The organism is Pelagimonas varians, assembly GCF_003208435.1.
Classification (GTDB): Bacteria; Pseudomonadota; Alphaproteobacteria; order Rhodobacterales; family Rhodobacteraceae; genus Pelagimonas; species Pelagimonas varians.
This window is the reverse complement of sequence record NZ_QKMF01000013.1, coordinates 20,365-47,272: the sequence shown is the minus strand read 5'-3', so window position 1 is coordinate 47,272 and position 26,908 is coordinate 20,365. Positions and strand designations below refer to the sequence as shown.

30 protein-coding genes and 2 tRNA genes are annotated in these 26,908 nt (G+C 53.7%); 15 read left to right on the top strand and 17 right to left on the bottom strand.

All coding sequences use genetic code 11. From position 1 onward, the window contains the following. Positions 1-33: 33 nt before the first annotated feature. Positions 34-1,053, bottom strand: a complete 1,020-nt coding sequence (locus tag C8N36_RS16240; protein ID WP_097805918.1) for an RluA family pseudouridine synthase — start codon at positions 1,051-1,053, stop codon at positions 34-36. Here C8N36_RS16240 and C8N36_RS16235 point away from each other — a divergent pair. Further along, positions 1,052-1,360, top strand: a complete 309-nt coding sequence (locus C8N36_RS16235) for a DUF6476 family protein (RefSeq protein ID WP_097805919.1) — start codon at positions 1,052-1,054, stop codon at positions 1,358-1,360. The two genes, C8N36_RS16240 and C8N36_RS16235, sit on opposite strands and share 2 nt — an antisense overlap. 64 nt (positions 1,361-1,424) lie before the next feature. Here C8N36_RS16235 and C8N36_RS16230 read toward each other — a convergent pair whose 3' ends face one another. Next, positions 1,425-2,267 carry a 2OG-Fe(II) oxygenase gene (locus tag C8N36_RS16230; protein ID WP_097805920.1) on the bottom strand — a complete coding sequence of 281 codons (843 nt, stop codon included), beginning with the start codon at positions 2,265-2,267 and terminating at the stop codon, positions 1,425-1,427. 390 nt (positions 2,268-2,657) lie between these two features. Here C8N36_RS16230 and C8N36_RS16220 point away from each other — a divergent pair, with 390 nt between their 5' ends. Beyond that, positions 2,658-3,185, top strand: coding sequence for a hypothetical protein (locus tag C8N36_RS16220; RefSeq protein WP_141468150.1), 528 nt, complete (start codon positions 2,658-2,660; stop codon positions 3,183-3,185). 68 nt (positions 3,186-3,253) lie between these two features. Next, on the top strand, positions 3,254-4,105 hold the full coding sequence (locus C8N36_RS16215; protein ID WP_097805923.1) for a hypothetical protein: 852 nt from the start codon (positions 3,254-3,256) through the stop codon (positions 4,103-4,105). Positions 4,106-4,223: 118 nt separating this feature from the next. On the opposite strand, the gene C8N36_RS16210 is transcribed toward C8N36_RS16215, so the two are convergent. Both C8N36_RS16210 and C8N36_RS16205 read right to left on the bottom strand, forming a co-directional pair. Then, a complete protein-coding gene (locus C8N36_RS16210) occupies positions 4,224-5,351 on the bottom strand; it encodes an HlyD family secretion protein (protein ID WP_097805924.1) in 1,128 nt (375 codons plus the stop codon). Further along, a complete protein-coding gene (locus C8N36_RS16205) occupies positions 5,348-5,626 on the bottom strand; it encodes a DUF3302 domain-containing protein (protein ID WP_097805925.1) in 279 nt (92 codons plus the stop codon). Before C8N36_RS16205 ends, C8N36_RS16210 begins: the two co-directional genes overlap by 4 nt. Before the next feature lie 275 nt (positions 5,627-5,901). Here C8N36_RS16205 and C8N36_RS16200 point away from each other — a divergent pair, with 275 nt between their 5' ends. The 5 genes from C8N36_RS16200 to C8N36_RS16180 all read left to right on the top strand — a co-directional run bounded on the left by C8N36_RS16200 (position 5,902) and on the right by C8N36_RS16180 (position 11,653). Beyond that, positions 5,902-7,158, top strand: a complete 1,257-nt coding sequence (locus C8N36_RS16200) for an AI-2E family transporter (protein WP_170125891.1) — start codon at positions 5,902-5,904, stop codon at positions 7,156-7,158. Then, positions 7,151-8,029, top strand: coding sequence for a YihY/virulence factor BrkB family protein (locus tag C8N36_RS16195; protein WP_097805927.1), 879 nt, complete (start codon positions 7,151-7,153; stop codon positions 8,027-8,029). The genes C8N36_RS16200 and C8N36_RS16195 overlap by 8 nt, the downstream gene beginning before the upstream one ends. A gap of 77 nt (positions 8,030-8,106) precedes the next feature. Next, positions 8,107-8,856, top strand: a complete 750-nt coding sequence (locus C8N36_RS16190; RefSeq protein WP_097805928.1) for an endonuclease/exonuclease/phosphatase family protein — start codon at positions 8,107-8,109, stop codon at positions 8,854-8,856. A 103-nt stretch (positions 8,857-8,959) separates the two neighbouring features. Further along, a complete protein-coding gene (gene cls / locus C8N36_RS16185) occupies positions 8,960-10,372 on the top strand; it encodes a cardiolipin synthase (RefSeq protein ID WP_097805929.1) in 1,413 nt (470 codons plus the stop codon). A gap of 162 nt (positions 10,373-10,534) precedes the next feature. Further along, positions 10,535-11,653, top strand: coding sequence for a mechanosensitive ion channel family protein (locus tag C8N36_RS16180; protein WP_097805930.1), 1,119 nt, complete (start codon positions 10,535-10,537; stop codon positions 11,651-11,653). Between the two features lie 13 nt (positions 11,654-11,666). Here the strand turns inward: C8N36_RS16180 and C8N36_RS16175 are convergent, their stop codons facing one another. From C8N36_RS16175 to C8N36_RS16155, 4 genes are all read right to left on the bottom strand, one after another. Continuing rightward, the gene (locus C8N36_RS16175) at positions 11,667-12,128 is read right to left on the bottom strand and encodes a phage holin family protein (protein ID WP_097805931.1); all 462 of its coding nucleotides are present in this window, start codon (positions 12,126-12,128) and stop codon (positions 11,667-11,669) included. A gap of 9 nt (positions 12,129-12,137) precedes the next feature. After that, positions 12,138-12,410 (bottom strand): hypothetical protein, encoded by a 273-nt coding sequence (locus C8N36_RS16170; protein ID WP_097805932.1) that lies wholly within the window; start codon positions 12,408-12,410, stop codon positions 12,138-12,140. A gap of 158 nt (positions 12,411-12,568) precedes the next feature. Next, positions 12,569-12,802: a hypothetical protein gene (locus C8N36_RS16165; protein WP_097805933.1), complete on the bottom strand. Its 234-nt coding sequence runs from the start codon at positions 12,800-12,802 to the stop codon at positions 12,569-12,571. An 856-nt stretch (positions 12,803-13,658) separates the two neighbouring features. Beyond that, positions 13,659-13,735, bottom strand: a tRNA-His gene (locus C8N36_RS16155). A 223-nt stretch (positions 13,736-13,958) separates the two neighbouring features. On the opposite strand from C8N36_RS16155, the gene C8N36_RS16150 reads away from it, so the two are divergent. Beyond that, positions 13,959-14,147, top strand: coding sequence for a DUF6324 family protein (locus C8N36_RS16150; protein WP_097805969.1), 189 nt, complete (start codon positions 13,959-13,961; stop codon positions 14,145-14,147). A gap of 31 nt (positions 14,148-14,178) precedes the next feature. Here C8N36_RS16150 and C8N36_RS16145 read toward each other — a convergent pair whose 3' ends face one another. After that, positions 14,179-14,652, bottom strand: a complete 474-nt coding sequence (locus C8N36_RS16145; protein ID WP_245910896.1) for an MmcB family DNA repair protein — start codon at positions 14,650-14,652, stop codon at positions 14,179-14,181. A 95-nt stretch (positions 14,653-14,747) separates the two neighbouring features. On the opposite strand from C8N36_RS16145, the gene C8N36_RS16140 reads away from it, so the two are divergent. From C8N36_RS16140 to C8N36_RS16125, 4 genes are read left to right on the top strand one after another with little or no spacing between them, the layout of a single operon-like run. After that, a complete protein-coding gene (locus C8N36_RS16140) occupies positions 14,748-16,028 on the top strand; it encodes a hypothetical protein (protein WP_245910894.1) in 1,281 nt (426 codons plus the stop codon). After that, entirely contained in the window at positions 16,025-16,768 is a 744-nt protein-coding gene (locus C8N36_RS16135; protein WP_097805934.1) for a COG3904 family protein, read from the top strand. The genes C8N36_RS16140 and C8N36_RS16135 overlap by 4 nt, the downstream gene beginning before the upstream one ends. A gap of 60 nt (positions 16,769-16,828) precedes the next feature. Next, positions 16,829-17,185, top strand: a complete 357-nt coding sequence (locus C8N36_RS16130; RefSeq protein ID WP_245910892.1) for an ArsR/SmtB family transcription factor — start codon at positions 16,829-16,831, stop codon at positions 17,183-17,185. Next, on the top strand, positions 17,182-18,021 hold the full coding sequence (locus tag C8N36_RS16125) for an SRPBCC family protein (protein WP_097805935.1): 840 nt from the start codon (positions 17,182-17,184) through the stop codon (positions 18,019-18,021). Before C8N36_RS16130 ends, C8N36_RS16125 begins: the two co-directional genes overlap by 4 nt. A 310-nt stretch (positions 18,022-18,331) precedes the next feature. Here the strand turns inward: C8N36_RS16125 and C8N36_RS16120 are convergent, their stop codons facing one another. After that, positions 18,332-18,652 (bottom strand): hypothetical protein, encoded by a 321-nt coding sequence (locus C8N36_RS16120; RefSeq protein WP_097805936.1) that lies wholly within the window; start codon positions 18,650-18,652, stop codon positions 18,332-18,334. Between the two features lie 284 nt (positions 18,653-18,936). Between C8N36_RS16120 and C8N36_RS16115 the strand changes: the two genes are divergently transcribed. Continuing rightward, positions 18,937-20,577 carry an ATP-binding protein gene (locus tag C8N36_RS16115; RefSeq protein ID WP_245910873.1) on the top strand — a complete coding sequence of 547 codons (1,641 nt, stop codon included), beginning with the start codon at positions 18,937-18,939 and terminating at the stop codon, positions 20,575-20,577. Between the two features lie 85 nt (positions 20,578-20,662). On the opposite strand, the gene nusB is transcribed toward C8N36_RS16115, so the two are convergent. From nusB to rlmB, 5 genes are all read right to left on the bottom strand, one after another. After that, positions 20,663-21,148: a transcription antitermination factor NusB gene (gene nusB / locus C8N36_RS16110; protein WP_097805937.1), complete on the bottom strand. Its 486-nt coding sequence runs from the start codon at positions 21,146-21,148 to the stop codon at positions 20,663-20,665. After that, complete coding sequence (locus C8N36_RS16105; protein WP_097805938.1) at positions 21,145-21,696, bottom strand: 6,7-dimethyl-8-ribityllumazine synthase; 552 nt, start codon at positions 21,694-21,696, stop codon at positions 21,145-21,147. Before C8N36_RS16105 ends, nusB begins: the two co-directional genes overlap by 4 nt. Next, positions 21,696-22,823 (bottom strand): 3,4-dihydroxy-2-butanone-4-phosphate synthase, encoded by a 1,128-nt coding sequence (ribB, locus tag C8N36_RS16100; RefSeq protein ID WP_097805939.1) that lies wholly within the window; start codon positions 22,821-22,823, stop codon positions 21,696-21,698. The genes C8N36_RS16105 and ribB overlap by 1 nt, the downstream gene beginning before the upstream one ends. A gap of 86 nt (positions 22,824-22,909) precedes the next feature. Next, positions 22,910-23,242: a hypothetical protein gene (locus tag C8N36_RS16095; RefSeq protein WP_097805940.1), complete on the bottom strand. Its 333-nt coding sequence runs from the start codon at positions 23,240-23,242 to the stop codon at positions 22,910-22,912. Positions 23,243-23,568: 326 nt separating this feature from the next. After that, a complete protein-coding gene (gene rlmB / locus C8N36_RS16090; RefSeq protein ID WP_097805941.1) occupies positions 23,569-24,348 on the bottom strand; it encodes a 23S rRNA (guanosine(2251)-2'-O)-methyltransferase RlmB in 780 nt (259 codons plus the stop codon). A 131-nt stretch (positions 24,349-24,479) separates the two neighbouring features. On the opposite strand from rlmB, the gene C8N36_RS24195 reads away from it, so the two are divergent. Continuing rightward, positions 24,480-24,563, top strand: a tRNA-Tyr gene (locus C8N36_RS24195). Positions 24,564-25,002: 439 nt separating this feature from the next. Here C8N36_RS24195 and C8N36_RS16085 read toward each other — a convergent pair. Both C8N36_RS16085 and C8N36_RS16080 read right to left on the bottom strand, forming a co-directional pair. Beyond that, positions 25,003-26,139: a Gfo/Idh/MocA family protein gene (locus tag C8N36_RS16085; RefSeq protein ID WP_097805942.1), complete on the bottom strand. Its 1,137-nt coding sequence runs from the start codon at positions 26,137-26,139 to the stop codon at positions 25,003-25,005. A gap of 11 nt (positions 26,140-26,150) precedes the next feature. Next, on the bottom strand, positions 26,151-26,891 hold the full coding sequence (locus C8N36_RS16080) for a sugar phosphate isomerase/epimerase family protein (protein ID WP_097805972.1): 741 nt from the start codon (positions 26,889-26,891) through the stop codon (positions 26,151-26,153). Between the last annotated feature and the right edge of the window lie 17 nt (positions 26,892-26,908).

Genomic DNA, 26,908 nt, shown 5'->3' with positions numbered 1-26,908 from the left:
CGGTGAAAACCATCAACTTGTGGTGGCTGCGTGTTATCGCAAGGCGCGCAACAGCTTGTTCATGTCCTCAGGGATGTCCGCTTGGAACAACATCTCTTCGTTCGTGACAGGGTGAACGAACCCTAATTCACGAGCATGAAGCGCCTGACGGTCAAATTTGGTCACAGCCTGAAACGCGTCGGGTGAGATTGCCTTGGCTGACACTTTGCGCCGTCCGCCATAGACGGGATCCCCGACAAGGGAATGCCCCGCGTGGGTCATATGAACCCGAATCTGATGGGTCCGCCCGGTTTCCAGACGGCATTCCACCAAGGACAATGTTTCAGGATTGCCAAAACGCTCCAGCACACGGGCATGGGTGATCGCATGGCGCCCCTGCCCGTCAAAATACACAGCCTGACGCTGGCGTTCGGTTTTGTGCCGCGCCAGTCCGCTGGTGATCGTGATGTCGCTGCTGCCACCAGCAGACACGCCACGAGTGCCGCGCAACCGCGGATCAGCAGGATCAGGGACCCCATGCACCAGTGCCAGATAAGCACGCTGCGCTGTATGTTTCTCGAACTGTTTGGCCAATCCGTGATGGGCCCGATCCGACTTTGCCACAACCAAAAGCCCGCTGGTGTCTTTATCAATACGGTGCACAATGCCCGGACGCAATTCGCCGCCGATGCCGGACAGATTACCGCCAAAGTGGTGCAAAAGCGCATTGACCAATGTGCCATCAGGTGTGCCGGGGGCCGGATGAACCACCATTCCCGCAGGCTTGTTCACCACGCATAAATCATCGTCCTCCCAAACAATCTCGAGCGGGATGTCTTGGGCCACCACATCATAGCTGACGGCTTCGGGGACATTGATTTCAATCACGTCCCCTTCAGCGACCGCTAATTTGGGACTATCCAGCACGGTGCCCCGCCGCGAAACCGCCCCTTCGGCAATCAGTCGCACCAAGCGGGTGCGCGAAAGAGCTGCCTCCTCTGGCACATCGCGCGCCAAAGCTTTATCAAGACGGGACGGCGGATTGGCCGAGATGGTGATACATAGGTTTGTCATGGACACCCCAGAGAGCGAAAATTTGCCCGAACCGCCCAACCTGCGCTTTTTGCGAGTGTTGGTCACGGTCCTGACAGCAGTTATGATTGCCGGAATCGTCATGATCCTGGGATTGATTTGGCACCGCTATAACAATGCGCGCGCGCCACTGCCAGAGGTGATCACCCTACCCGGTGGTGCGATTGCAACGGCCTACACACAAGGGCCGGACTGGTATGCGGTTGTGACCGATGGCAATCAAATCCTGATTTTTGACCGTGGAACCGGGGATCTGCGTCAAACTATTCTGATCGCCCCCGCCAAGTAAAAGGCGGGGCCGCGGTCGCTTTAACGCTCAAACTATGTCTGTCTCGCCGTCTTCAAAGCCCGTTTTAGCTACCCAAATTCTTTAGTCTACGAATAAGACCCATCGATTTGCGGTAAAGAATAGGTGGCACAATTTCGCGAACGATGCGCAATGTCGCCTCACTGCTGGCGACATCGTTGGACCCCGGGCGTTGCTTAAACACTGTGGATTGCTCAACGCGGCCATCTTCCCATGTGGCCGTATAGTAATACAGTGCAATCGACAGCCTTGGCTCCCCATCTGGATGGTTTACCGGTTCAGGGTTGCCATGCATGGTATCCGACCCCGTTGAAAAACAACACATCCGGTTCATCACCGGAGCAAACCCGTCGACCTTTTCCTTCATGTCATCGGTCCAGATCTCGAAAGAGCCGCCATACTCCTCTTTCCAATTCGGGTTGAGATAGATCAGCACGTTCATTCGGCGCTCAAGATTCATAATCGAGTGATGGTTGAAATCCGCATGAATATCGAGAAAGCCGGTGGTGTTGGTGCGGTGAAGCCCGCCGCCTAGAAAATAGGGATCAGGGATCAACCCTTTAATACCGGACATGTTTTCCAAAAACTGGATGAAAGCGCGTGAATTCAAAGACCGAAAAACCGCCTTTGAATAGGCTGGCATACGGTCTGGATTGAAAGAGGTTTTCAACCGTTCATTCCCACTGGAATGCTCGGCGCTTTGATCGCCCATGGCCAGCGCTTCTTCACGGACGCGGGTCAGTACCTCAATCGGAAGAAAGTTGTCCACGCACCCATAGTGATAGGGGGTCTTGGATTGATAATCGGCCGCAAGCGATGCCCCAATTGCTTTGGCATCTTGATGCGAAATCTCAAGTGTTTCTGGATCCATTGGAACGAAAGATGACATAAGACCCTCATAATTACATTGGAGTTAAGGTGATTTGACCGCAATTTTTCCGATAGTTTTGCAGCTTTTTTAAGGCGGAAACAGTTTTGTTTTGGGATGCAAGCCATTTGCCCCCTCACCCGCCGCCCTCAGAAGCGCGTTTTGCAAAACGGTGTCTGGCCTTGCTCTTTCGGCGCAGCACCCCAATATTTTTGCCCCCCCGCCCCGAGCGGGGCCTGCACGCCAGAAAATCCGGACATTGGAAAATCTGTTTCAGCGTTGCAAAATAGGAATCAGATAACCAAAATGACCGCATATTTGATGTTTTGACCGTAGCACGGGCTTTGGGTGCTTATACGCCCCCGCCGCTGCAAATATTATTTAATGTCTACCGCGTTTGAGGAGTATTTGATGAATTTTCCTATTTCTAAATCACTTTTGTATGCGGCCGTGGGGACATTTTTGTTCGCTTCGGCAGAACCAGTGCAGGCCCAAAATTACGGGTTGGCGGATTTGACTTTTCAGATAAGGGTTAAGGTTGAAGGCAATGTCGCCGCAATCAACTCAGGGATAGACGTTCGCTGTTCGATCCACACAGTTAGCGCGGTCCATGGAGATATCTCTCGGGTTCAAACCGTGAATATCCTTCCCCCCGGACAGGTGTTTTCGCCCCAGACACCGGATGGGTTCATCGAACTGGACGTCACGCTAAAAGATTGGGCTTATTGGGAACATCGTAGTGACGGAACGCGCGTAGAACACCCGTGGTATTGCGATGTCTTTCCGACAGAGCAAGGCGCATCACCGGGTTTCACCGTAGCAAACCCTCCCTATACAGCCATCGCACCAGCCGACGCCGGAACCTGCACGCGTGCGACAGGTGTTGTCAGTTCGGACGGTTCCCAAAAGGACATTATCCGTAGGTGTCCGCCCCTATGACGCGTTTCCAATCATAAATAAAATCGTGGATATTCAAGCAAATCAACTCGCATTTGGGACGGTTGCCCATGTTTGACAATGTTAGGTTTACCAGCTTACTCCGATTTGGGCCGCATATTCTGGCTGTGTTCCTATCGTCGGTGGCCAGTAGCGGTGCAGCTCAAAATGCCGATACAGGTGCCCTCCCCCCTCAGCCGCTGACGCAGTCCGAACGCCCGCAAGTCAACATCAACGCCCCAGAGTTGGTCATCAATGAACCGCCCGATACAGACGGCTTTGGCGTCCAAGCACGCGACGTTTTGGGCCAGCGCAGTGACAACTTGCTCATCATCGAGGTGCCAGAGTTCACCATTGTAGGAAGAGACCCTTTGGAGGACGTGGTCATTCATGTGCCGGATTTTGTAATCATTGCCCAAGATGAAGACCAGGAAGAAGCCAAACCCCAAGAGACCAGCCGGTTGACCGATATCGGCATTGTTCCGTTGGCGCGTGATCCATCCGCCTCTGATCAACCACCGCAGCAAGAGGCAACACTGGGGTATTACCCTATGTGCCATGGTGACTACGCAGCCTTCTTCGGTCGCGGCCAAGGAACTGCAGTGGGGTTCGCCATGCCCGTCGGCAAAAACCTTGAGGTGAAAGCGCGGGTAGAAGCCTTGGACTGCGGCCGTTCGTTATCCGTCACAATACGAGGGCAAAACATTCTGATGTCCGGCGATTTGCAAAGCCGCACGTACTCTGGCTCATTCAATATGGGCGATGGAGCCGCGCGAACGCTTGTCCTTATGTGTGACCAAGATCTTGGCCTTAGGGGATATTTAACCGCTTCCGATCAAAATCTGGCCATCAAAAGGCCCGTTTGGATGATTGGCAACGGCGTCGCGCAATTCGATCTAACGGCTTGCCCGGCACAGGATTAGCTGCCCATTTAAAAAGAAAACTGCACCTGTCAGGACAGATACAGTTCATATTGTTTCCCGGCGGCGTTTGTGAAACCAAATCTGCGCTGCTGTGCGAACGCCCACCACAAGGTTTCGCCTACAATGCAGGGTTCAAAAAGTTGAGGTTGGACGTCATACGGATCATGACCTTTCGAATGACGTGGGTTGCGGCCATGCTGTTCGTATAAATCGCACTGTTGCCGGCCGTGCCGGGCGACAGATGGTCGTAGTCTTCCGGGTTGTCCAAAACGATCTTGACCGCAAACGGTTCGCTGACAATTTGCCCCGTTTGGAAAACCGCGCCGGACGTGCTTGCCTGCCCCTGCGATGACACATCCAAAATCTGATCAATGGTTCCAAATAAAATTTTCCCTGGCATAGACTTGAATGCCAGTTCGACAGTCTGTCCCGGTTCCAGATGGCGCAGATAGATCTGGTGGATGTCTGTCTGAATTACCTTTTCAGAAGTGTCGACAAAAACCATAGCCGGAGCCAGAGGCAAGGTGGTAACCCGCTGCCCCAAGCCCAATGCCAAGTTGGTAACATAGCCATCAGACGGGGCCCGAACGGACGTTTGGTCGAGGTTCCATTGTGCTTGCTCCAACCTTGCCACTGCTTCGGCCAGCTTGGCAATAACACCGCCTTTGGTCACGGCTCCGATTTCGATCTCCGCTGCTGAAACGGCAGCGCGGGCCTGATCAACGGCTCCGACAGCGGTATCCAGATCTGTCTGCCGCTGTTCCAAACGGTTTTGCGAAATGGTGCCCGATTGGACCAGTTTCGCGTCGTCGTCAAACCGTTGTTGAGCAAGAGACGCACGGGATTCTGCCTGAAACAGCGAGGCATTCGCTGATGCGAGGCTATCTTGGTCCTGTTTGACCTGTGCCTCGACACGCGCCAAAGACGCCTCTGCCAAGGCAACCGCGATCTGGAACGGCTCCGGATCCAGTTGGAACAGCAAATCGCCTTGGGTCAAAGGCTCGTTTGCCTCCACAGCGACTTCGACCACCTGACCACTTACGTTCGGAATAATCTGAACAACGCGCGTCAAGACTTTGACAGGCCCCGACGGGGCACCCCATTGCATCGGAATGAACAAAAACAGGAACAATACCGCCATCCAAACGATGGTCGACATCCAAGTGGCGTTTGTGTTGGGCAGGACTTTCCTTTTCACGAGCACGAAAAGAACCGCAACATAAATCAGGGTCAGGAATACGATCATGCGCCGGTCTTCGCTTTGCTATCCGCAGATTGGGCCTCGGGCTGTACGCTGTTCAAAAACGGCGATTTGGTAAAGGCCCATATCAACGCAAATGGCCAAAACACACCACCAAGGATGGCCCCCAGCCAGCCTGCGACATTGATTGCCTCATGTTGCGGATGACCGCGTTGATTCGCGATTTTTCCGGGCAGAATCGCCAAAACAAGAAATCCGGCAATAACCGTGATGATCAAAACGACCAGAACGATCCAGGCAAAAATATCCAATCCGCTCATCTGCAATTCCTTTGCTTTATCCGAGCCTTCTAAAACGCTTGGGTGAGTGGAATTTTAATTTGCCGTTTTCGGAAGATTTGCACTTTTAAAACAGCGATGATGCACAACAAGCCCCCAGATTGTCAGTCCGGTTCAGCCAATACAAAGCACTCGGGCCTTTGAGGCGGCTCCAGGCAATCCACCTTCTTGCGTTGCCAAAACAACCGTAAATGAGCAACAACAGTTTCAGAGACGGCGCACAAGCGGTTCTTTCCCGGAGACACGAGGAACAAAGAATGACAGATACAACGCCAGAAGATGGTAGCACGGGAACAAAACGCCCCACCACGCAGACAATAGCAATTGTTTTGGCAACGCTTCTGGTTTCGGTCATTTTTTTCCAAATCGCGCTTCCATTCCTTACCGCGCTGATTTTGGCTGGCATTTGCGCCGTCCTGTCACAGCCATTTTATCGTTGGATTTTAGGGAAAGTCGGCAACCGTGAAAACGCCGCCAGCGGAATTACTCTGGTGGTCGGATTGATTATTGTTGTCCTGCCAACCCTGCTAATTGCTTCACTTGCTGTTTCCCAAGCATCGACAACGATACAAGGCACCGCCAGTTTTGCATCAGAGCTGAGTGACGATCTCGCCGCTTTGCAAAGTGGTGAGATGAAACTTCCGAGCTGGTTTCCCTACCACGATGATCTCAGCACACTTCAACCAAAGATAGCCGAAAAGGGATCAGAGCTTTTGGGCAATTTGGCGTCCTATCTGGTCTCGGCTTTGACCCATTTCACCAGCGGCACTTCTGCCTTTATTTTGCAGTTATTTGCCTTCCTCTATGCGCTGTTCTTCTTTTTGCCGATGAAAAAATCGGTGTTTGCGCAAACTTTGCAGTATTCAGGTTTGCCACCAGAGTTGCAGGCCAGTCTGGATGGTAGAATTGCCGCGGTAAGCCGCGCGACCATCAAAGGGACCTTGACCATTGGTATGATCCAAGGTGCGTTGGGTGGTCTCGGGTTTTGGGCCGCAGGCATAGGCGATGCTATTTTCTGGGGGGTTGTGATGATGGTCTTGGCCGCAATTCCGGCGGTCGGTGCAACACCGGTTGTGATTTGCGGCGCCATCTATTTGGGTTTTACCGGCGATCATCTTCAAGCAGTAGGTTTGGCCCTTTGGGGGATGCTGGTTGTAGGCTCCATCGACAACGTATTGCGTCCCAAGCTTGTCGGCCGCGAGGCAGCCATGTCTGACCTTTGGATTTTTGTCAGCACCCTGGGCGGATTGGCGAGTTTCGGCGCAGTGGGATTGGTGCTTGGGCCGGTCACAGCAGGGCTTTTCATCACCATTTGGCAGGCTGCATCCGATGGCAAATTCGTTGTGCAAACCCCGGACACGCAAGAGCCCGCCCCCACCCCCGATGACAACAAAGCAAGCCATCAATCCTTTAAAATGACCGCAACCAAAGCTGATCTTGAGGCCGAAGTGGAAGCGCTAAGACGTGAACTGGGCACCGGACCGAAAAAGGCAACCGGTCCAGACCATGACTAAATCCGCAAATTTTGATGTCCGAAGATCGATTGCGGTAAATCTCTATCTTCGAGCCTTCAAAGACGCGATTGTCCGGTTTGACGATAAAAAGGGATGGCAACGCAGCAGCCATATTGCGTTGTCTATGATGTTTGCATTGTTTCCCTTTTGCATTTTCGTACTGGCTCTGGCCGGTGTCAGCAGCAGCGGTTTGGATTCGCAAAAGGTAATCAATCTGGTTTTCGGTGCATGGCCCGATGTTTTTGCCGCCCCCATCGTGAAAGAACTCTCTGCGGTATTGCACCAAAGCGATGGGAAAACTCTTACGTTCAGCGGTCTACTGGCCGTGTTTTTCGCGTCGAACGGCGTGGATGCAATCCGGGTATCCATCACAGACGCCTACCGCGAAGTAGACACGCGCCCCTTTTGGAAAACCCGCCTTTTATGTATCAGTTTCGTTGTAGCTGGTGGCGGCATATTGATCGCAGTTGCCGCCTTTTTGTTTGCGATCCCGCTGTATCTGGATCTGCTCGACGCGACTAAGATGAATTTGGTTCCTTTGGGATTTCGCGACTGGAAAACACCCTGGCTGGGTGCATTGGTTTTATTGATCATCGCGCTTGTCGCCTGTCACAAGTGGCTGCCCGGCGTGCACAGGCCAGTCAAGGATCTGCTTCCGGGTGTGTTGCTGACCGTTCTATTATGGTTTTTGATTGCCAAAATTTTCGAAACCTACTTGGTCCATTTTTCGACCTATAGCGTCACCTATGCTGGATTGGCAGGGATCGTTGCCACGCAGCTGTTCATGTATTTGATGGCCGTGATTTTTGTTTATGGCGCAGAATTCAATGGCCGGCTGGCAGAACTCAAAGCCAAGGCCAAAACCGCCTGACGGCGGATCCAAGCCGCTGAAGCTAGACAACAACAGGCCGCTCACATAGATTAAAACCGATCCGGGCCAAGGCTTGGATGGAATGCCCCACAGAAAAGTTGGTCGACATTGTGAACAGTCAAGGACGACTCAGACTGGCAAGCTACAACATTCAAAAGTCCGTCGGGCTGGACTTTCGCCGTGATCCCGGCCGGATCGTCGATATCATCAATCGCCTGGACGCCGATGTTATTGCACTTCAAGAAGTCGACAAACGGCTCGGAGATCGCCCGTCATCCATTGCGCGCGAATTGGTCGAGAACAGCACAGATTTCCAAATCGCCGAGCTTGCGCAAAATTCTGTCAGCATGGGCTGGCACGGCAACGCCGTGCTGGTGCGCAAGGGGTTGACCATCCATTCAGTAGATCACCTGACACTACCAGGGTTGGAGCCGCGGGGCGCGGTTCAGGTCAACCTTGGCGACAAGGGCAAGCTTTTGTCTGTCGTCGGGGTTCATCTGGGGCTTTTGCGTCCGTTTCGCCGCGCACAACTTGAAAAGATAAGGGCGCATCTAGACGACAGTGATGTCGACGATGCCGTTATCATGGGCGACTTCAACGAATGGTCATCAAGTGTCGGACTTGAACCTCTGGCGGATGGGTTCGAGATCATCAGTCCGGGCAAATCGTTTCATAGCGCCCGACCTTTGGCAGGACTTGATCGGTTTGCGCTTGGGCATCGGCTGGAATTGCTGGACGCAGGTGTAGATCAAAGCTCTTCCGCCAAAATCGCGTCGGATCATCTCCCTATTTGGGGCGACATTCGGGTAAACAGGGGCAAACCCTGACGCAGGGTTGTTTTGCAGCAAGCCGGGATCTGACACTTGGTTTATAGTGCCGTGAAGATAGCAATACTCTTTGGGAACACCGGATACATGTTAGGACACTAAAATGCACTTTCAGTTTGAGGTCATAACTCTTCTCGCATTCCAAATCGCAGGAATTTACTGCGCCTTTTTGGCAATCCGCGATTCGCGAACGCCGCAAGGGTCTGCAGCTTGGACCGTGTTCCTGCTTGCGGCCCCATACCTCGCGGTGCCGGTATATCTGTTCTTGGGCAGCTTTAACTTCGATGGCTATGTGACAGGCCGGCGCGACAGTGACGATGTGATTGGCGGATTAAAAACGTTCAAAATCGACCACCCGGCCAAACTGACGGAAAACAAAGGCATTTACGAAGCATTGGAAAAAATCGGTGACATTCCTGTTGGATCAGGAAGTGACCTTGATCTGCTGATTGATGGTGAAGAAACCTTTGGCGCGATCTTTGAGGCAATTTCTGCCGCCAAAAGCTATGTTTTGGTTCAGTCATACATAATCAATGACGACAAGATCGGTGGCCGCTTGCGCGATGCGCTGATCGAACGGGCACAAAATGGTGTCGATGTTCGTCTGATCTATGATGCCGTCGGCTGTGCAAAACTGCCCAAAAGCTATCTTGAAACCCTGTCCAATGGCGGCGTGAGCGTGGTCAATGCCCATGCTATGGGTGGTCCCAAAAGTCGCTTTCAGATCAACTTTCGCAACCACCGCAAAACGGTTGTGGTTGATGGAGTGGTCGGCTTCACCGGTGGATTAAACATGGGCGATGAATACATGGGTGAAGATCCAAAATTCGGCCTGTGGCGCGATACCCATGCCCGCCTTTCAGGGCCGGTTGTCTTGCAACTGCAATTGATTTTTGTGGAAGACTGGCATTGGGCGACGCAGAAAAACATCTCGGAGACTTTGAACTGGGAAGTCCATATCGCCGAACCAAACAAGGATGCGGTTCTTGTCGCCACAGGGCCGGGCGACACATTTGACACCGGCAGTTTGTATTTCTGCGCGCTGATCAATGCGGCAACTGATAGGTTGTGGATCGCATCGCCATATTTTGTACCGGAAAACGATATTCTGACCGCACTAAAACTTGCTGCCATGCGCGGTGTTGACGTCAGGGTTTTGGTCCCCGAAGTGGCCGACCACAAAATTACCTGGCTCGCAGCACTGGCTTATTTGGACGAATTGATCGAAGCAGACATTGAAATATGGCGCTACAACGAGGGCTTTATGCACCAAAAGGTAGTGCTTGTGGATGATTTAATCTCCTCCGTCGGGACAACCAATCTGGACAATCGGTCTTGTCGGTTGAATTTCGAAGAAACCGTTGTGGTCTTTGACCAAGAAACTGCCGCGCAGACGGCAGCGATGTTCGAAGCAGACTTCGCGCGTTCCTTTTTGTTAACGAAAAAGCTTGGGGATCGGCGATTGATCGAACGGATTGGGGCCCCCGTCGCACGTTTGTTTAGCCCACTACTTTGACCTGTTTTGTGACCCAACGCCGGCGTCAGACTGACTAAGCTGCGCTGCGTCCTAACTGGACAAACAATGCGGTTCGCAAATACACACGGAGCGGGCAAATACAAACAACGATGCTAGTGTGCCTGCTCTTTCGACGTTCACCAAATTTCAGGAACTATCCGAATGACCGACGACAACACATGGAACGGCATTATCTCCCGACTAGAGACGTGGTTCTCTTTTGCCGACCGTGAAGATGTAATTTTGGCGACCCTTGTTGTTTTGGCGGTGTTTTCAGTGCGCAAGGCTCTGGCGGGGATGGTGATCAGCGGTCTGAACAAAATGATTTCGGGCCTTACAGGCGGATTGCCCGAAAATGCGCGCATTGACCTAAAAAACACTGTGTCCATTCTACTGGTTGTAGGCGCGGCCTATGTGGCGATCGAATTGGTTTCCTTGCCTGATTTCGCCGACGGATTTGTCCGTCGGGTTTTGGCATCCATTGCGCTGATCGCTGTTTTTTCGGGATGGTACAATTTGTGCGGACCAATGGTTTCGCTGCTTGGTGGTAGCAAACGATTGGGCATCAAAATTGAAACGACCTGGATGAAAAGTGCGGCGCGTTTTGGGGTCATTCTCTTTGGCATCGCGGCCTTGCTCAAGATTTGGCACGTCGACATCAGCGGGGCGATGACAGGCGTTGGCGTATTGGGGGCCGGCGTCGCAATTGCCGCCCAAGATTTGATCCGCAATCTGGTTGCGGGCATGAACAACCAAAGCGAGAAGCGGTTTGCCGCCGGTGATGTCATCGAAATCGAAGGCAACTTTATTGGTGTCGTTGAGCAGGTTGACCTGCGATCAACCATATTGCGCGGCTTTGATCAGATCCCGCGCTATATTCCAAATTCAGATTTGTCCAATGCCGTGGTGCTCAATTATTCCCAGCTGCGCAACCGGCGGGTCAAAAGAAGCATTGGCTTTGTTCTATCCTGCTCGGCCGAACAAATTCGCGACGTGTTGGCTGCGTTAAAAGACCACCTTCAAAGCAGTGGCGACTTTGATTTGTCCGATGGGGCACCCCAATATGTCAATGTCGAGGGCCTGTCCAACAGCGCAATCTCGATCATGTTCTATGCCCGCACGCTAAATGCCGACTATCAAAACTATCTGGATATTGATGAGCGCCTGACACTCAAAATTCTGGAAATTTCCAGGCAGTTTGGCGCAACACTCGCCTATCCTACCCAGACTGTGGAGCTAAAAAACAGTCCGGATCAGGATCTTTTGCGCGGCTCAAACTAGGGATGCGTGACGCCTAGTTTTTGAGGTTTTTGACCACGGCGCTCACAACTGTTCCTGCCAAGCCCGGTGCAATGGTTCCAAGTGGATTTTTCGCCATTTGGCGCAGCGCATCTGTTGCAGCCTTAGCTTCAGCGGCAGCCGACAGAATTTCGGCCTCAAGGTCTTCCAGCGCCATGTCGCGCACTTCGGCAACCGGTGCGGTCTCCTGCTCGACATTGGATTTCCCTGCAACCGCGATCAGGATTCCGGCCAGGACAACATTCACCACCGCGACGATCAGTGCTGCGGCGGATTGCGAAACAATGTCTGACAAAGCCAGATAGGCAGACACATTCAACATAATCAGACCGACGCCCGCGGCGATTCCGGCGGCCGCGATCATGATGGTTTGTTGCCGCAGCACTGCCAAATGACGCTGCGCGATCAGTCGCTCGGACCGGATGATAATTGAGATATTTCGGGAAATGCGGCTCATGTCTGTATCCTATTTCGAACGGCCAAGCAGATAGCCGACTGTGAGCGCGCCAAGTGCCAGCAACAGCGGCTTTTTGTGGGATATGTCATCCAGCTGCGCGATCAGATCTGTAATTTCGGTTTCACAATCTACGGGCTTTGAATCAGGATCCGTTTCCGGATTGTCGTTTACAGCATCTTCTACAACGCTGTCACCTTCGGGTTCCGCGACCACGACAGGTCTTTCCGCCAACTGCCGTTTCAGGTCGGCCAGCTCGGATTCAAGTTCAGCTTTGGTGGCCATAAATCCTATCTTTCTCCCGTTGTTACTGACGCGGTGCCCACAGTTTCAGGTGCCTGCGTCTCCGCTTTTTTGCTTGAACCTGCACTGGAACAATCCCTTAAAGTTCAGGCCAGACGCCAGACACCTAAGACCATTTTCAACCTGGTCTTCTAGTAAGGTTAAGCTTTTTTCATGCGATCATAAGCCGCCTTCATTTTCAGGCCCACCTCTTTGGCGGCTTCTCCAACTTCTTCTGCGCTTTTATCAAATTGGGTCCGCGAAAGGAATTTGTCCCATTCGCTGGTTAATTCATGCCATTCTTCTTCGGCTTCCTTGGAGCCGAGATGCAATTGCACCCGCAGTTCGTCACGGGTTTGCTGTAAGTCGGCTATCATTTTTGCGATATCGGTCATGACCTCTCCTTTGACTGCTTTTAGCAAAGACTCATTCCATATTAGGCATCTATTGGCAGGCAAACACAACCAAGGATGATGATTTTCCAAGCAAACCGATCCTACAGGCTATTAAGACCTGCGTGGGACATCAGCGTTTCTGGCACGACTTTCTACAAAACCTGCAAATATGCGCCTCCCCACCGGGCCTGTCTTTGAACCCGTTTGACCAAATCGGTTGGGCATCGCAGGGTAACACAAATTGGGAGCAATTATTTGAAACATGTTGGATCAACCGGAAACACCAATGCTGCAAATGATCTGGCGCGGCGCGTTCGGGTGCATCTTTGCGAACTCCCCAGAACAGCGCTCCCTGTCACCTATCAGGTTTTGGCAAAAGCCTTGAACCTTTCGCCCCCGAATACGATCCACCAGCTCACTGAGGCTTTGGAGCGTCTGACCGAGGAGGACGCCTCTGCCACTCAACCCTTGATCGCCGCACTCGTTGTAAGCAGGGCGAGAGGCGGATTGCCGGCACCCGGTTTTTTCGATTGCGCGCGAAAGGTTGGATTCCTGGAAGGCATGCCTTCCGACGCAAAAGACAGGGATTTTTACGCGGCTGAGTTTGATCGGGCTGCCGAATATTGGAGCAACATAAGAAACCATTCAGGCTGACGAAGAGGTTTGTGTGTGAAAAAAAGGCACGACGGCCAACTGCTTTTCGTGCCGGTTTGCATCGCTCGCCCATCGCCGCCAAATGGAGACTGCGGTTGAGGCCTGCCCCAAACACCAAAGGGTAGCCGGACCTAAGACAAAGGGGTCACAGAGGTCCACATAACTGGAATTTCCGATTAGTCGGTGACTTGCGGGGAGATAATGGTACCACCTCTTGGTCTCGAACCAAGGACCTCCTGATCCACAATCAGGCGCTCTAACCAACTGAGCTAAGGCGGCACTGGCGGTGAAATACCTAGACCGCATCACGATTGCAAGACCGAATCTAAGAGAATTTTCATATGATGGATTTGCCTTCGCTTCGAAGGGGCTTATCCAGTCCAACCTTGATGCTCTTTGTTGGTCCGCCGGCCCCGCACTACGCTCAGGATACTTGCAACTCCTACTACTTGGCAGTACGCCAATGGCTTCCTACGACGTCACAAACACAAGGGGCGCCCCAATGGGTATCAACACCGAACGTGAGATCGAAGCAAATCTACAAATCGGCCCAACCGATCAAGGTATGGTCCGTGTCTATGTTTTTGCCGGTGATCTGGAAATTCCGATGGATTTCGAGCCCGAAGAGGTCGAAGAAATCATTGAAGAATTGCGCTCTGCTTTGACAACAGCCCGAGACGTAAAAAAGTAACTTCACGATTTGTATCCCAGACCACGCTGCGCTAGTCCGTGTTCAGCAAACCCGACAGCCGCGGGTCTCGCAGGCATTGCAGCCTGCGCGCCGCATGGAAGGCGAAGCTGCGCACTAGTTTGGTGCGGCGTGCCCCCGGCAGCTTTGATTCCGGACCCATCCGGACAATTTCGGCATCATACCCGTCTGCAATGATCAATCCGGTCCCATCAGGCAGCAGCTCGACCGGAAAATCCTGATCGACCGCCCAAAAATACCGATCGCACCATTCCAGATAACCTTGCCATTTGCCATCGCCCATAAAATCGGCGCGGCTGGATTTGCATTCCACCACCCACAATTCGCCTTTTGCCCCCAGTGCCATGACGTCAACGCGCAGGCCGCGGCTGGGTACAAATTCTTCGATCGTTGCAAAACCATGGCTTGCAAGGTGGCGGCTGACACCGCGGGCCAAAATCTGCCCCGGCATCATATCGGTCAATTTGTCTGTTTCGGGCAATTCCATGCTCACATTTATGAACAATACGTGAACAAACGCAAGCCTGCTTTCAAACCCGCATTGCAGCGCTACAGTCACGCCAAGTGAGGAAGGAACCAGCCATGACAGACAAGCATCTTAGCCGCGCCGAGGCACGCGGTGTGCGCTATGCGCGCGAACTTGAAGGGCATCTCACGTGGCTTGAATCATTCTCGGGCACGGCCCTTGGCGTTTTGGCTGTTGCGTCGGGGATCTACACCTATCTCGGCGTCTCATCCTTGTTGGATGAAAACGGTGCCATGTCAGTCTTTGCGGCGATTGCCTATTCCGTGGCCGTTTCGGTCGGGATTTTTGTCTTTTGGTCCTATCTGATGCGACTCTTTCCGGCAGTGCGCACCGCTCGTGCACGCACGGGGCTGTTGGCCGCAATGGCCCTTGGGAGTTTGGCCATTGTAGCCATGTCGTCTTGGCTCAACGCCGCAGCCTTGGCCGGATCGGCGGCCGTTGAACAGCATCTGGCGGAAACGGTTCAAGATTACCAATCCTCGCTTGAACGAGCGCATGAAATTGCACTGTCTGCACAGGCTTTGGAGCGTGATGTGTCCCGCACTCGTCAAGGGTTTGATGATCTGTCCGAACAAGAAGCCGAAGGCACATTGTCCGGCCTTGCGGGACGCGGAGCAGTCTTTCGCGTGTTGCGGCAAAAATCCGCAGAACTGGCCGCATTGGAAAATCAGATCGCGGCCCAAACTCCGCTGGTTGAAACCGCATTTTTTGAAGGCAATACGATCTTGTCACGCATGCGAGCCTTAACCGTCGAACCGGGCAGCGTCGAAGTCCGATCCGTCGAGTTTTCAGAGGCCGCCGTGCGCTTGCAAGGACTCATCACGCAACTGCGCCAGCTCTCTGTTGCCACCCTTGTTGAACGTGCCGCCCAGGATTTGGCCGCCTCAGTGGTCCTGCCGGAACTGGATGGCAAAACCGCCGCAACCCGTAGTGACCAAGCGGCGACCATCACATCGGTTTTGGATGTTTTGGCCTCACGCGCCGCCACTTTGGAAAAGGCCGCTCAGTCGGTCCAAGCCCTGACACCTCCCCTGAATGTCACCTATGCCCCGCTCTCGGCAGCGGATGCAGTCATTTTGTATGCCGGAAATTTCATCCCGTCATGGGCCGGTGCGATTGCCATTGATCTACTGCCGGCTGTGTTGGTCTTTATCCTTGCCGTCACCCAAAGCGCCATCCGGTCCGGCCGCGAAGGTGCGGGGGTCGAAGACACACTAACCCTTGCAGAATTGCGTGCCGCTGTCACAGCGCTGCGAGATGTCGAAGGCGTATTGAATGCAGAACAGGAGCAGGCTGCCCCTGCTGCTGGCGAAAGCGACACGAAGGACACAGTATGAAACCCCGTTCTGCCGCAAGGGCAATGATGGGCATTTTCGTCTTTCAACTTGGGATCGGTGCCCTTTTGGTTATGGGGGACATCAAGGGCAGCTCCCTTAGCCTCCCGCGTTTCACCCCCGATGCCCCCCGCCTGAACCAACCGGTGCGCCCCGGCGATCAGCGCCGCATCTACCGCCCTGACCGGGATGCACCGCAGGTGCGGCCAGCGCGTGCGCCCGGCACCCTTCCCGACCGGCTGACACTAACCTTTGAAGACAGCCAATACCGGCTCGAAGGGGCCATCAGCCCGGACGATGCACCGCGTATCATCACCCAAATTGTCCAAGCCGACCCACCCGTACAAGACCTGATTGTGCAAAGCCCCGGCGGCTCGGTACATGATGCATTGGAACTGGGGCGCCATTTGCGCACTTCGGGAATCAACACCCGCATTCTAAGCGGCGAGATCTGTTATTCCGCCTGCCCCTATCTTTTTGCAGGTGGCGCGGCGCGGTTGGTGGACCCGACGGCCTCCGTCGGTGTGCATCAACATGACTTTGACAAAAACACCTATCTGCCCGCCTTTGTCGCCATCGAAGATATTCAGCGCGGTCAAGGCGAAGTCATGAGCTATCTCAATGACATGGGCGTTGATCCCTTGATTATGCGGCATGCCTTGGCGACCCCGGCCAGCGAAATTTACATACTGTTGCCCGAACAAATTCAAACCTACCGCTTGAGCACCGAAGACAAGCAATAGGCCGGGCAATCTCGGCCCCCTTGACAGGATACCAAAAGGTTTCCATAAATAGGATACCAAATGGAACCCTATTTAGGAGCCAATATGAGCGCCGCCCTTGATCTGCAACCCGCCTTTCGCGCCCTATCTGACCCGACCCGCCGCGACATTTTAAGGCGGTTAAGCGCCCGCGAAATGACCTTGGCGGAAGTCACTGCGCAATGTGATATGACCCGCGCTGCCGTCAAAAAGCATCTCGTTGTTTTGCAACAAGGCAACCTGATCCACATGCGCCGCGCGGGCCGTGAAACGCTCAGCAGCCTCAATCCCGATGCCCTGAAACCTGTGGTGGATTGGCTGAGCTATTTCGAAGCCTTCTGGGACACCCATTTGACCAACCTGCATGACGTTTTATCCAATTCCGAGGAAAACCAATGACTCTGACCATTCAAAAATCCGTTTTCTTGCCTGCCAGCCCCGAAACCGTGTGGGCACATTTGACCCGCGCTGATCTGTTGGGAAAATGGTTTCATCCCGCCAAAGAGGACATGCGCGAAGGTCATCCCTATACGCTTCTTTCCGCCAAAGACGGCGACAACATGTGTTGGGGTATGGTCGAAAAAGCCACGCCAACCCAACATATGCGGTGGTCTTTTACCGTCGCTCCGATGAACGGGATGATGTCCACCGTCGATTGGCGGCTGGCCCCTGCCCCCGGCGGCACACAGTTGACCTTGGAACACTCAGGTCTACCCGAAGGCGGCGAGGGTTATGGCCTTGTGCTGGCGCTGGACAAAGGCTGGCATGGCTTTGTCGGCAATCTGCACGCCATGGGCGATGACTACACCGCGACCATTCACACCCCGGCCTCTGCCGAAAGTGCCAAAACTGCAATTTTCAACCAGATGCAAGATTGGTGGTCGACACGCGTTGAAAAAACCGACGGTGGGGCAACTCTTCGGTTTGGCAATTCCCATGCAACATTTGTGTTTTCCGAACGTGACGGAACCTATGTCTGGACCTGTACAGACGCCAACATGATTGCCGAAGGTCTTTCCGATACCACCGAATGGATTGGCACATCGCTTGTTTGGCAAATTTTGCCCGAAGGTGCCGGCGCGCGCATCACCTTGTCCCATATCGGACTGTCACCTACGCTAGAATGCCATGACGTTTGCACCCGCGGCTGGCAGCATTTCTTCGAAACGTCCCTCTTGGCGCATCTTTCTGGTGAAACTGCTTCCCCCGAGAGCCGTGAACCCTTGTCGGTTTAGCCTGCGTACCCTATGTCAAGCGGTGGCGGGTTCTGCTCTTCTCGTATCACGGGTACATTCCAGTGGCCTTAAGCAAACCTTCGGGAGCTGGCTCTGTCGTAGCCCTGGCTTCGTTACCTGGCGCCCACCTGTACATACAGGTCCCCGGGAATGCACTGCCCGCACGGATGCTGCGGTTCCCGCCACCTAATTCCCTTCCCCATGGACCTTTGTCGCATAGGTCGGTTGGTCGCACCTCATGGGGCCATTAATCCAAAAAAAACCGGTCCCATGGCGGAACCGGTTACAAACTGCGTTATCAATGAGACGTTTAGCGCCGCCCAAGAATATGAGGTGGTTTTTGCTCGATCACATGTACCCGCGCCCGTTCGCCAGTCACACGTGGTTCACGTTTGCCACCACGCGGGCCATCACTGCCCATCCGCATGATAACAATTGAAAACTGAACGCCAGCAAAAACGATTCCGTTGAACACCCACAGCATGATAACTGCGACAAAGCCAATGTCCGACGCGGCCACCAAAGTCCCTAGATTGGCGACATTCATCCAAAGCAGCATGCCCACAAACAACGCTGCCAAACCAAACCCGACCACAACCTGACGGATATAGAGTTTCACCAAAGCCGGCATTTTCCTGACCTCCAATGCATTCTGCTTTTAGAATAGATTTAAAATTGCAAAAAACAAGCCCGCAGTGCCGCTACCGGTTCAAATCTGTAATCACGGCCCATTAATTCAGCGAACAACAGCCTATGTGCCTGAGCGCAAGCCGCGCAAGACGACTTGATACGCGGTTTGAATTCAGCCCCCCGGGGCGGTCAACTACATAAAATGATAACCCCTACACCTTAGAAAAGGGTCAGTGTTCACAGAGCAACCCAATCAAGGGCGCTTGAGTTTTGCAGGAAGAATTGGTGTTTCAAGGCGGTTCCACGTTCCAGAAAGCTGTTTTAGACGCAGTGGGGCAAGCGCTGTTTGTTCTGGAAGTCGGAGACGATGGCCTGCCTCGGTATGCTTTAATGAATAGAAAAGGCCGTTCTTTGACCGGTTTTTCGCCCGGAGAATATGAAGGCAAGACCGCACTGGAATTATTCGGGGGAGCTGTGGGGGAGCATGCCTTTGCACTACATAAAAGAGTGTTGGAGGCGCGGGTCACCCAAACCTACGAAGTGACGCTGCCCTATGTTCAAAGAACCATTTACCTGAACACCACGTTGGAGCCCATCTTTAATGATGCTGGCATCTTAACGCATCTGGTCGGCACGTCTAACGACGTCACATCCGAACGTGAACTTGATATGGCGCTTGAGCTGACCAAGATCGCAAAAGAAAAAGCTGAGGAAGCGAATCAGGCCAAAGAGCGCTTTTTGGCCAATATGAGCCATGAAATCAGAACCCCGATGAACGGCATTCTAGGGATCTCTGAACTGTTGAACGAAACGGAACTGGACGATCAACAAGCGCTTTTTTCAAACACAATTTATAAGTCTGCGACTGCCCTTCTCAAAATAATCAACGACGTCCTGGATTTTTCAAAGATTCAAGCGGACAAAATTTCCTTGCAAGATCAGGCATTTTCCCTGCGGGATCAGGTCGAAGACGTCGGTGCCCTGCTTTGGTCCAGAGCGGACAACAAAGGCATCGATCTACGAACTGAATATCCGGAAACAATCCCAGACACATTTATTGGCGACGCGCACAAAATTCGGCAAATCATTCTGAATCTACTAGGCAATGCGATCAAGTTCACCGAACGGGGACATATCGCCCTTGGTGTGTCCTATCGCCGTGACGCATGCCTACCCTTGCGGATATCGGTGTCGGACACTGGTCCGGGCATTGGAGACGATCAGCAAAACATCATTTTTTCAGCTTTTGAACAAGTGGATAGCACGGCCACGAGACGGGTCGAAGGCACTGGACTTGGCCTTGCGATCACCAAAGCCTTGGTTGAGCGCATGGGCGGCAAGATCACAGTGGCCTCTACTTTGGGTCAAGGCTCCACTTTTTCAATCGACTTGAACCTGCAAATTGCACGGGACACCAAAGTCTTGTCGCGTCCGCCACAGGCCCCGCTTACATCATTCCGGAACAAAAAAACGATCCAATCGGCGTCGCGGACTGACGCTTTGTCAACCCAGCCGATCCAAATGATGAATGGGCTCAGGATCATTGTCGCGGATGACAATAAGACCAACCAGCTATTGGTCGAAAAAATACTTGCACCGACCGGGGCAAACCTGCGTTTTGCAAACAATGGCCAACAAGTGGTTGAGGCCTACAAATCGAGCCGATGCGATCTCATCTTGATGGACTTGTCGATGCCTAAACTAGGTGGGATAGAGGCCACTCACGTTATACGCGCGTTCGAAAAAAAGGCTGATTGGCCTGCGTGTACGATCATCGCTTTGACTGCAAATGCTCAACCAAGCGACGTGGAAGCCTGTCTTGCGGCGGGCATGAACGACTTTTTGACCAAGCCGTTTCGCAAGAAAGAGCTTTTGACGCTCATCAAATCGTCTTGCTCGGTACTGATAGAACATGGATACGATTAGCCGGTGCACCACTGCACCGGGCCTGTGTCACTGCGATGGCAGATACGTCCAAATTGCTAAAACCGGCTCTGCGACGTGCAGTGTTTTAGAATGCCTCCGGCTTGGCTTCGCGTGCCATATGGTCAAGCACGGCATTCACAAATTTGGTTTCTTTGCCATCAGGAAAAAATGCCTCGGCCACACTGACAAATTCCGAAATCACAACTTTAGGCGGGGTGTCTTGCGACTGCAGTTCCGCACCGGCGGCGCGGAACAACGCCCGCATAGTCGTGTCGATGCGGTTGATAGGCCATTTCGCGACCAACGCGCGATCTGTCATCTGGTCAATTTTGGCCTGATAGCTAATCGCGCTTTCCAAAATGCTGGAAAACAGGACAACGTCGCCCTCAAGCATTTCAACACCATCATCGACCATTGCGCCAAAGCGATGATCGATGAATTCCTGCCGGACTTTATCCAAGCCTTGTTCAGACTGTTCCATCTGAAACAGCGCTTGCACGGCAAAAAACCGAGATGCGGATTTCATTTTGCGTTTCTGGTTACCAGAAATCTTGCCGGATAGTTCAGTCATGCGAGGTTCGGTCCTTTGGCAGCGCCCGCGATCTGAATTTCATCAGAGGCCGGTTTGAAACCAACCCCCTTGCGCGGACCGCCCCACTTACGAGCAAGCGCCACAAGATGCAAGGCCGCCGCAGCTGCCCCGCCGCCCTTGTTTTGTTCGGCCACTTCTGCGCGAACGCGCGCCTGTTCGTAATTCTCGACAGTCAAGATGCCGTTGCCGATGCAAAGCCCCTGCAAGCCCAACAAAGTGATCGCGCGAGAACTGTCGTTACACACGGTGTCATAGTGGGTGGTTTCGCCGCGGATCACGCAGCCCAACGCAACATAACCGTCGAAATTGCTCATCCGTTCCGCAATGCCGATGGCTGTTGGAATTTCCAACGCACCGGGCACTTCGGCCACGTCCCATGTACCGCCAGCGGCCTCGATTTCGGCCTTGGCACCGACAACCTGTTCATCGGCGATGTCTTTGTAATACGGCGATGTTACGATCAGAATTTTGACAGGTCTGTCAAATTCTGCCCGCTCCATAACATGGTGATTGATGGAAGATGCCATTACCCCAGCTCCGAAATCTTACGCGTACCAACAATTTCCAAACCGTAGGCGTCAAGGCCAACAATTTTGGGCGTCGGGGAATTGGTCAGCAATGTCAGCTTCGAAAGCCCCAGAGACGACAGGATTTGCGCGCCCAAACCGTATTGGCGCAGGGTCTTGGGCGATACGCCCTCCACCGGATCCAGCTTCATCGAAGTATCCCGCAGCAAAACGACGACACCGCGCCCTTCTTTTGCAACTTCGGCCATCGCATGTTCAAACTCATGGGCACGGCCTTTTGGGCCGGTGCCAACAACGTCCAACATCGGGTCGAGTGCGTGCATGCGCACCAAAACCGGATCGTCTCCGGAAATGTCACCTTTGGTCAGAACGATGTGCTCGTCGCCGTGGGTTTCGTCCGTGTAGACACGCATGTTCCAATCGCCACCAAATTCACTTTGGATGACTTCTTCGGTGCGCACTTTGACAAGGTTGTCATGGCGGCGACGGTACGAAATCAAGTCGGAAATTGTGCCTATCTTGATGCCGTGGCGCTGCGAAAAGGCCACCAATTCCGGCAAACGAGACATTGTGCCGTCGTCATTCATGATCTCACAAATCACACCAGCGGGGTTCAGGCCTGCCAAGCGGCTGACGTCAACCGCGGCTTCGGTATGGCCCGCGCGCACCAGAACACCGCCTGCTTTGGCGCGCAGTGGAAAGACATGGCCCGGCGTCGCGATATCGGTCTGCCCCTTGGACGCGTCGATAGCAACTGCCACAGTACGGGCACGATCAGCGGCCGAGATGCCCGTGGTCACCCCTTCACGCGCTTCGATCGAGGTCGTGAACGCTGTTTCGTGGCGCGATGAATTGTTCGTCGACATTAATGACAAACCCAATTCTTCGACCCGAGTCGGTGTCATGGCAAGGCAAATCAACCCGCGCCCATAGAGCGCCATAAAGTTGATTGCATCGGGCGTTGCCCATTGCGCCGGAATCACAAGATCACCTTCGTTTTCACGGTCTTCGTGATCCACAAGGATGAACATACGCCCGTTGCGGGCGTCATCGATGATTTCTTCGACCGAAGAAATGGCGTCTTTCCAGTTTTCTTCAACCGGTCCGGGTGTCTCGTAATCAGCCATGTCGCCTCCTGAATATTAAAGGCGCAAATACCCCGCAGAGCGGATTTTGACCAGAGGAAACGTCACGGCGCATAGGGGCCATTCGTCTAGTCAAAGATATCCTCGATCAAATCAAACGCCTCCTTGAAGATCTTTCGGCCCAGACTTTTGCGTTTTTTTGATTTTTTGCGCTTGCGCGAATAGTCGCCTTTCGGCGGTTTGCGATGATCGACCGCCCCATACGGGTGGGTTGCAGGTCGCGCAGGGCCAGTCATATGAGACGGCGCATAAGGGTGGCCTTCGACCGCATCGGTCCGCATGCGTTTCAAATTGTGCAAAGGTGCGCCGCACGAGCTGCAAACCAGTTCATGGTGGGATTTATCCATCACCAAAGCTGCGCGGGTGCCGCAATAACAACAAGTTGCGATTTTCGGGTCCATAAGCGTCCTGTTTTTCTCTCTCACTGTATATGGGGCGAAATTTCATTTCTACAGCCCCGGATACCAAGAGAATCTCATCAAGCGCCCTGCGGCTTTGACAAAGTAGGCTCAGGGGCGGCTGACGCTGTGCGTTGGGACAAACCGTCAGGCCCGGCCACAATCAAATCAAACCAATCAATTGGCGTCAAACGAACTACCGCTTGTGGATTGAAAAATCTGATTTGAGGGCTTTGAGACTGTGTTCGCCACCCAAAAGAGAGTGCTTTCGCCCCTCGCGCGGCAAGGCGAGGCCCCTGCCGAGGCGCTCGCTTGTTTTTCCGGATCAGTTAGCCGCGTGCAGCGTAGAGCGCCACAGCCGCCGCGTTAGAAACATTGAGTGAGCCGAATTCACCGGTGAAATCGATTTTCACGAGTTTATCAACGGTCTCTTTGGTTTTTTCACGCAGGCCCGGGCCTTCGGCCCCAAGAACCAAAGCCACAGGCTGATCGCGACGCCCCTCCAAGGCTTGTTCAATGGTTTGATCCGCTTCGCCATCAAGACCCAGAACCAGAAACCCCATTTTTTGCAGGTCGATGATCGTGTCTGACAGGTTGCGCATCCGCAAATACGGTTGCCGTTCCAAAGCCCCCGATGCCGTTTTGGCCAAGGCCCCGGTTTCAGGTGCGGAATGATGACGCGTGCCAATAACGGCCTGCGCGCCGAAGACCTCGGCAGAGCGCAATACCGCCCCAACGTTATGCGGATCGGTCACACGGTCCAGCAACACCAAACGCAGTGGGGCGTCACCACCGGGAATTGCAATTTCTTCTAGTGACCCCCAATTCAACGGCTTCACTTCGAGTGCCGCGCCTTGATGCACTGACTGTGGATCGAGCGGCGCTTTGAACCGGCGCGGATCTTGAATTTCGGGTTCCATGCCGGACGCCTCAATTGCATCAGCCAATTTCGCGGCAGCATTCGGGGTCAGAATCAACCGCACCCGTTCGCGTTTGGGGTTCACCAGCGCATCTCGCACCGCATGCAACCCAAACAGCCATACAGTTGCCGCCGCAGCGGCCCGCTTGGCCTGCTCTTTTTCAATCACCCACTTCGGTTTTTCTACCATATCACGCGCCTTTTATGCCTTGCCGGACTCCATGCACCCATGTTGCGCGCTTGCCAAGCAATTTTCCTGTTGACGCCGCCAAGAGCCGACTGTAATTCACCCCTCACGCCGACTTTGGTTGGCGCAACGGTGGGCGACAGGCCGCAAGGTGTGGCAGGGGACTGTAACTCCCTCGAGGCGACTCACGCCTGGTTCGATTCCAGGGTCGCCCACCATTTTTAAATATATGAGTACCAATAAACCCCCGCGAACGCGGCGGGTAAGTTTGGTATTTCCCACGTTTCCAATTGCCAGAAAGTGAAGCACTGCGTCAGCGCGGGTGAGAAGGTTTTTGTCAAAAAACCCCTGTGTGGGAAGTTCACCAAGTGGCACGGAACTGGCCCAATTCCTTACAAACCCGGCTGCGCAAAAGGCTGTGCATGGAGATTGCCAATGTTCAGTCACGTGCGGGATTGAAAGCACAATCTACAGGGGCAAAAATTGGACGCCCCAGCTTGTGACTATGAACCGGAAAATGGTTTGACAAAGAACTTTCGCTCTTGCCCAACGCGGCCTTACACACGGCCAGCGCTTGAGAAAACACCGCCCGCTTGTTTCATTTCCCGCCCTCATTTGAACATCCCATTCGAGGGACACAGGAGGTAGTGCCTGTTTCTACGACACAAGCAAAGCGCGGGCTTGATCAGGTGTCAGCGCGTCCGGCCGTTCGCAGGTTGTAACCATATCAACCCAACGACGTTGCTCTGCTGATTTCAAAATCGCGGTCATTACTTCTACGACATGGGTTGCAAGTTCGAGACTGCAGCGATGCGGCCTGCCCGATGCAATGCCCGCCGCCATATCCGCAAGGCCAGCGCAGCGATAATTGGCGCGCTCCGCACCCTGCCCATCCTTGGCATTGGGGATTGAGAAGGGATGATCGCGCCCTGCCACCCTGGCCACGTCGCCGTCTTGTTCGGCCAGCAAAACCTCGCCTCCGAAGAAGTTCGGATCCGGCAAGTAAAGCGAGGCACCGCTGCCATACAGCTCCATATTTTCATGGCGGTGCGCACACACATCCCAACTTGCCCCCAAGGTAATCAAGGCACCGTTCTGAAATTCCAAAACGGCGTGAATATTGGTGGGTGTTTCCACCGGCACGGTTTCGCCCGTCCGTGGACCAATACCGATGGTGCGGGTATTGAAACTAGCCGAAGCCATGGCGGACACGGATTTGACTGGCCCGATCAACTGCACAAGATTGGTGATATAGTAAGGCCCGAGGTCAAGAACAGGGCCCCCACCGGGAAGAAAGAAGAAATCCGGATTGGGGTGCCAAGCCTCCATCCCGCGCGACATGACGTGACAGGTGCCGCCGATGATTTCGCCGACCAAACCTTCGTCTATGGCCGCCCGGGCAAGCTGATGTGCGCCGCCTAGAAAAGTATCCGGCGCAGACCCGACACGCAGCCCTTCTTTGGCCGCCAAGGAACGCAAGGCTTCGCCTTCCTCCAAAGTCAGCACATAGGGCTTTTCCGAATAGGCGTGTTTGCCCGCCTCAAGTATCCGCTTGGTCACCTCAAAATGGGCTGCCGGAACCGTCAGGTTGATGACGATGTCGATGTCCTCGGCCGTCAGCAGCTCTTCGATCGTCCCCGCGCGTACCGAAAACTCGGCAGCTCGGGCCTGCGCCGTCTCTAAGTTCAAGTCCGCAACGGCGCGGACCTCGATCCCCTCAAACAAAGGGGCCAGACCGAGATAGGACGCCGAAATATTACCGCAACCGATAATGCCTACACCGAATTTTTTCATGCTGTTTATCCTCAGAACGCCTGAACACTTGCCAAAGAACGTGTCGCCATACGGGTGTGATCGCTGGGGTTATCATGTTCGACGACGTAGCGGGTCACGCCAGCAGCATCCATCGCGGGTTTGATCGCTTTCCAGTCCAGCGTGCCGTGGCCGACGTCAGCCCAGCCACCTTCGTCGGCGCAGTCTCCCTTAGGGGCCACGTCTTTTACATGGGCCGCGATGATGCGGCCTTGGTATTTTCCCAGCCATGCAACAGGATCTTGTCCGCTGACCTGAACCCAGGCCAGATCCAGTTCAAACTTGATATCCGGAGAAGCGGCAGCAATCACATCGAGGGGGAATTGGCCTTCGACCGGAACAAATTCGAAGTCATGGTTGTGCCAAGCAAAATCCAAGCCCGCCGCCATGATTGGTTGGCTCATTTTGGCCAAACGGGCCGCAAACTCGGTCCACCCCGCAAGGGTGGTGGGCCGCTGCTCTGGCGGAATGAATGGGGCGATCACACAGGTGATGCCAAGGGTTTTCGCGATCTCAATGACCTTTTCAGGATCACTTTCGATCAAATCAGGCGCGAAATGACCGGTTGGCATCGTCATCCCGTAGCTCTCGAGACGGGCTTTCGTTTTGGTCAGATCCTCATAGTGCGGGCCGACCCCTTCGACTTCTTTGTAGCCTGTTTTTGCAAGCATCGCGAAGGTTTCACCCGCATCCCAATTGCGCGAGGAATAGAGTTGATAAGAAATACTAGGCATTTTTAGTCCCTCATGGG

Bases quoted from the DNA above. Each gene is read 5' to 3' on its own strand.
- C8N36_RS16235 (WP_097805919.1), top strand. From the start codon at position 1,052: ATGGACACCCCAGAGAGCGAAAATTTGCCCGAACCGCCCAACCTGCGC.
- C8N36_RS16240 (WP_097805918.1), bottom strand. From the start codon at position 1,053: ATGACAAACCTATGTATCACCATCTCGGCCAATCCGCCGTCCCGTCTT.
- C8N36_RS16230 (WP_097805920.1), bottom strand. From the start codon at position 2,267: ATGTCATCTTTCGTTCCAATGGATCCAGAAACACTTGAGATTTCGCAT.
- C8N36_RS16220 (WP_141468150.1), top strand. From the start codon at position 2,658: ATGAATTTTCCTATTTCTAAATCACTTTTGTATGCGGCCGTGGGGACA.
- C8N36_RS16215 (WP_097805923.1), top strand. From the start codon at position 3,254: ATGTTTGACAATGTTAGGTTTACCAGCTTACTCCGATTTGGGCCGCAT.
- C8N36_RS16210 (WP_097805924.1), bottom strand. From the start codon at position 5,351: ATGATCGTATTCCTGACCCTGATTTATGTTGCGGTTCTTTTCGTGCTC.
- C8N36_RS16205 (WP_097805925.1), bottom strand. From the start codon at position 5,626: ATGAGCGGATTGGATATTTTTGCCTGGATCGTTCTGGTCGTTTTGATC.
- C8N36_RS16200 (WP_170125891.1), top strand. From the start codon at position 5,902: ATGACAGATACAACGCCAGAAGATGGTAGCACGGGAACAAAACGCCCC.
- C8N36_RS16195 (WP_097805927.1), top strand. From the start codon at position 7,151: ATGACTAAATCCGCAAATTTTGATGTCCGAAGATCGATTGCGGTAAAT.
- C8N36_RS16190 (WP_097805928.1), top strand. From the start codon at position 8,107: ATGGAATGCCCCACAGAAAAGTTGGTCGACATTGTGAACAGTCAAGGA.
- cls (WP_097805929.1), top strand. From the start codon at position 8,960: ATGCACTTTCAGTTTGAGGTCATAACTCTTCTCGCATTCCAAATCGCA.
- C8N36_RS16180 (WP_097805930.1), top strand. From the start codon at position 10,535: ATGACCGACGACAACACATGGAACGGCATTATCTCCCGACTAGAGACG.
- C8N36_RS16175 (WP_097805931.1), bottom strand. From the start codon at position 12,128: ATGAGCCGCATTTCCCGAAATATCTCAATTATCATCCGGTCCGAGCGA.
- C8N36_RS16170 (WP_097805932.1), bottom strand. From the start codon at position 12,410: ATGGCCACCAAAGCTGAACTTGAATCCGAGCTGGCCGACCTGAAACGG.
- C8N36_RS16165 (WP_097805933.1), bottom strand. From the start codon at position 12,802: ATGACCGATATCGCAAAAATGATAGCCGACTTACAGCAAACCCGTGAC.
- C8N36_RS16150 (WP_097805969.1), top strand. From the start codon at position 13,959: ATGGGTATCAACACCGAACGTGAGATCGAAGCAAATCTACAAATCGGC.
- C8N36_RS16145 (WP_245910896.1), bottom strand. From the start codon at position 14,652: ATGGAATTGCCCGAAACAGACAAATTGACCGATATGATGCCGGGGCAG.
- C8N36_RS16140 (WP_245910894.1), top strand. From the start codon at position 14,748: ATGACAGACAAGCATCTTAGCCGCGCCGAGGCACGCGGTGTGCGCTAT.
- C8N36_RS16135 (WP_097805934.1), top strand. From the start codon at position 16,025: ATGAAACCCCGTTCTGCCGCAAGGGCAATGATGGGCATTTTCGTCTTT.
- C8N36_RS16130 (WP_245910892.1), top strand. From the start codon at position 16,829: ATGGAACCCTATTTAGGAGCCAATATGAGCGCCGCCCTTGATCTGCAA.
- C8N36_RS16125 (WP_097805935.1), top strand. From the start codon at position 17,182: ATGACTCTGACCATTCAAAAATCCGTTTTCTTGCCTGCCAGCCCCGAA.
- C8N36_RS16120 (WP_097805936.1), bottom strand. From the start codon at position 18,652: ATGCCGGCTTTGGTGAAACTCTATATCCGTCAGGTTGTGGTCGGGTTT.
- nusB (WP_097805937.1), bottom strand. From the start codon at position 21,148: ATGACTGAACTATCCGGCAAGATTTCTGGTAACCAGAAACGCAAAATG.
- C8N36_RS16105 (WP_097805938.1), bottom strand. From the start codon at position 21,696: ATGGCATCTTCCATCAATCACCATGTTATGGAGCGGGCAGAATTTGAC.
- ribB (WP_097805939.1), bottom strand. From the start codon at position 22,823: ATGGCTGATTACGAGACACCCGGACCGGTTGAAGAAAACTGGAAAGAC.
- C8N36_RS16095 (WP_097805940.1), bottom strand. From the start codon at position 23,242: ATGGACCCGAAAATCGCAACTTGTTGTTATTGCGGCACCCGCGCAGCT.
- rlmB (WP_097805941.1), bottom strand. From the start codon at position 24,348: ATGGTAGAAAAACCGAAGTGGGTGATTGAAAAAGAGCAGGCCAAGCGG.
- C8N36_RS16085 (WP_097805942.1), bottom strand. From the start codon at position 26,139: ATGAAAAAATTCGGTGTAGGCATTATCGGTTGCGGTAATATTTCGGCG.
- C8N36_RS16080 (WP_097805972.1), bottom strand. From the start codon at position 26,891: ATGCCTAGTATTTCTTATCAACTCTATTCCTCGCGCAATTGGGATGCG.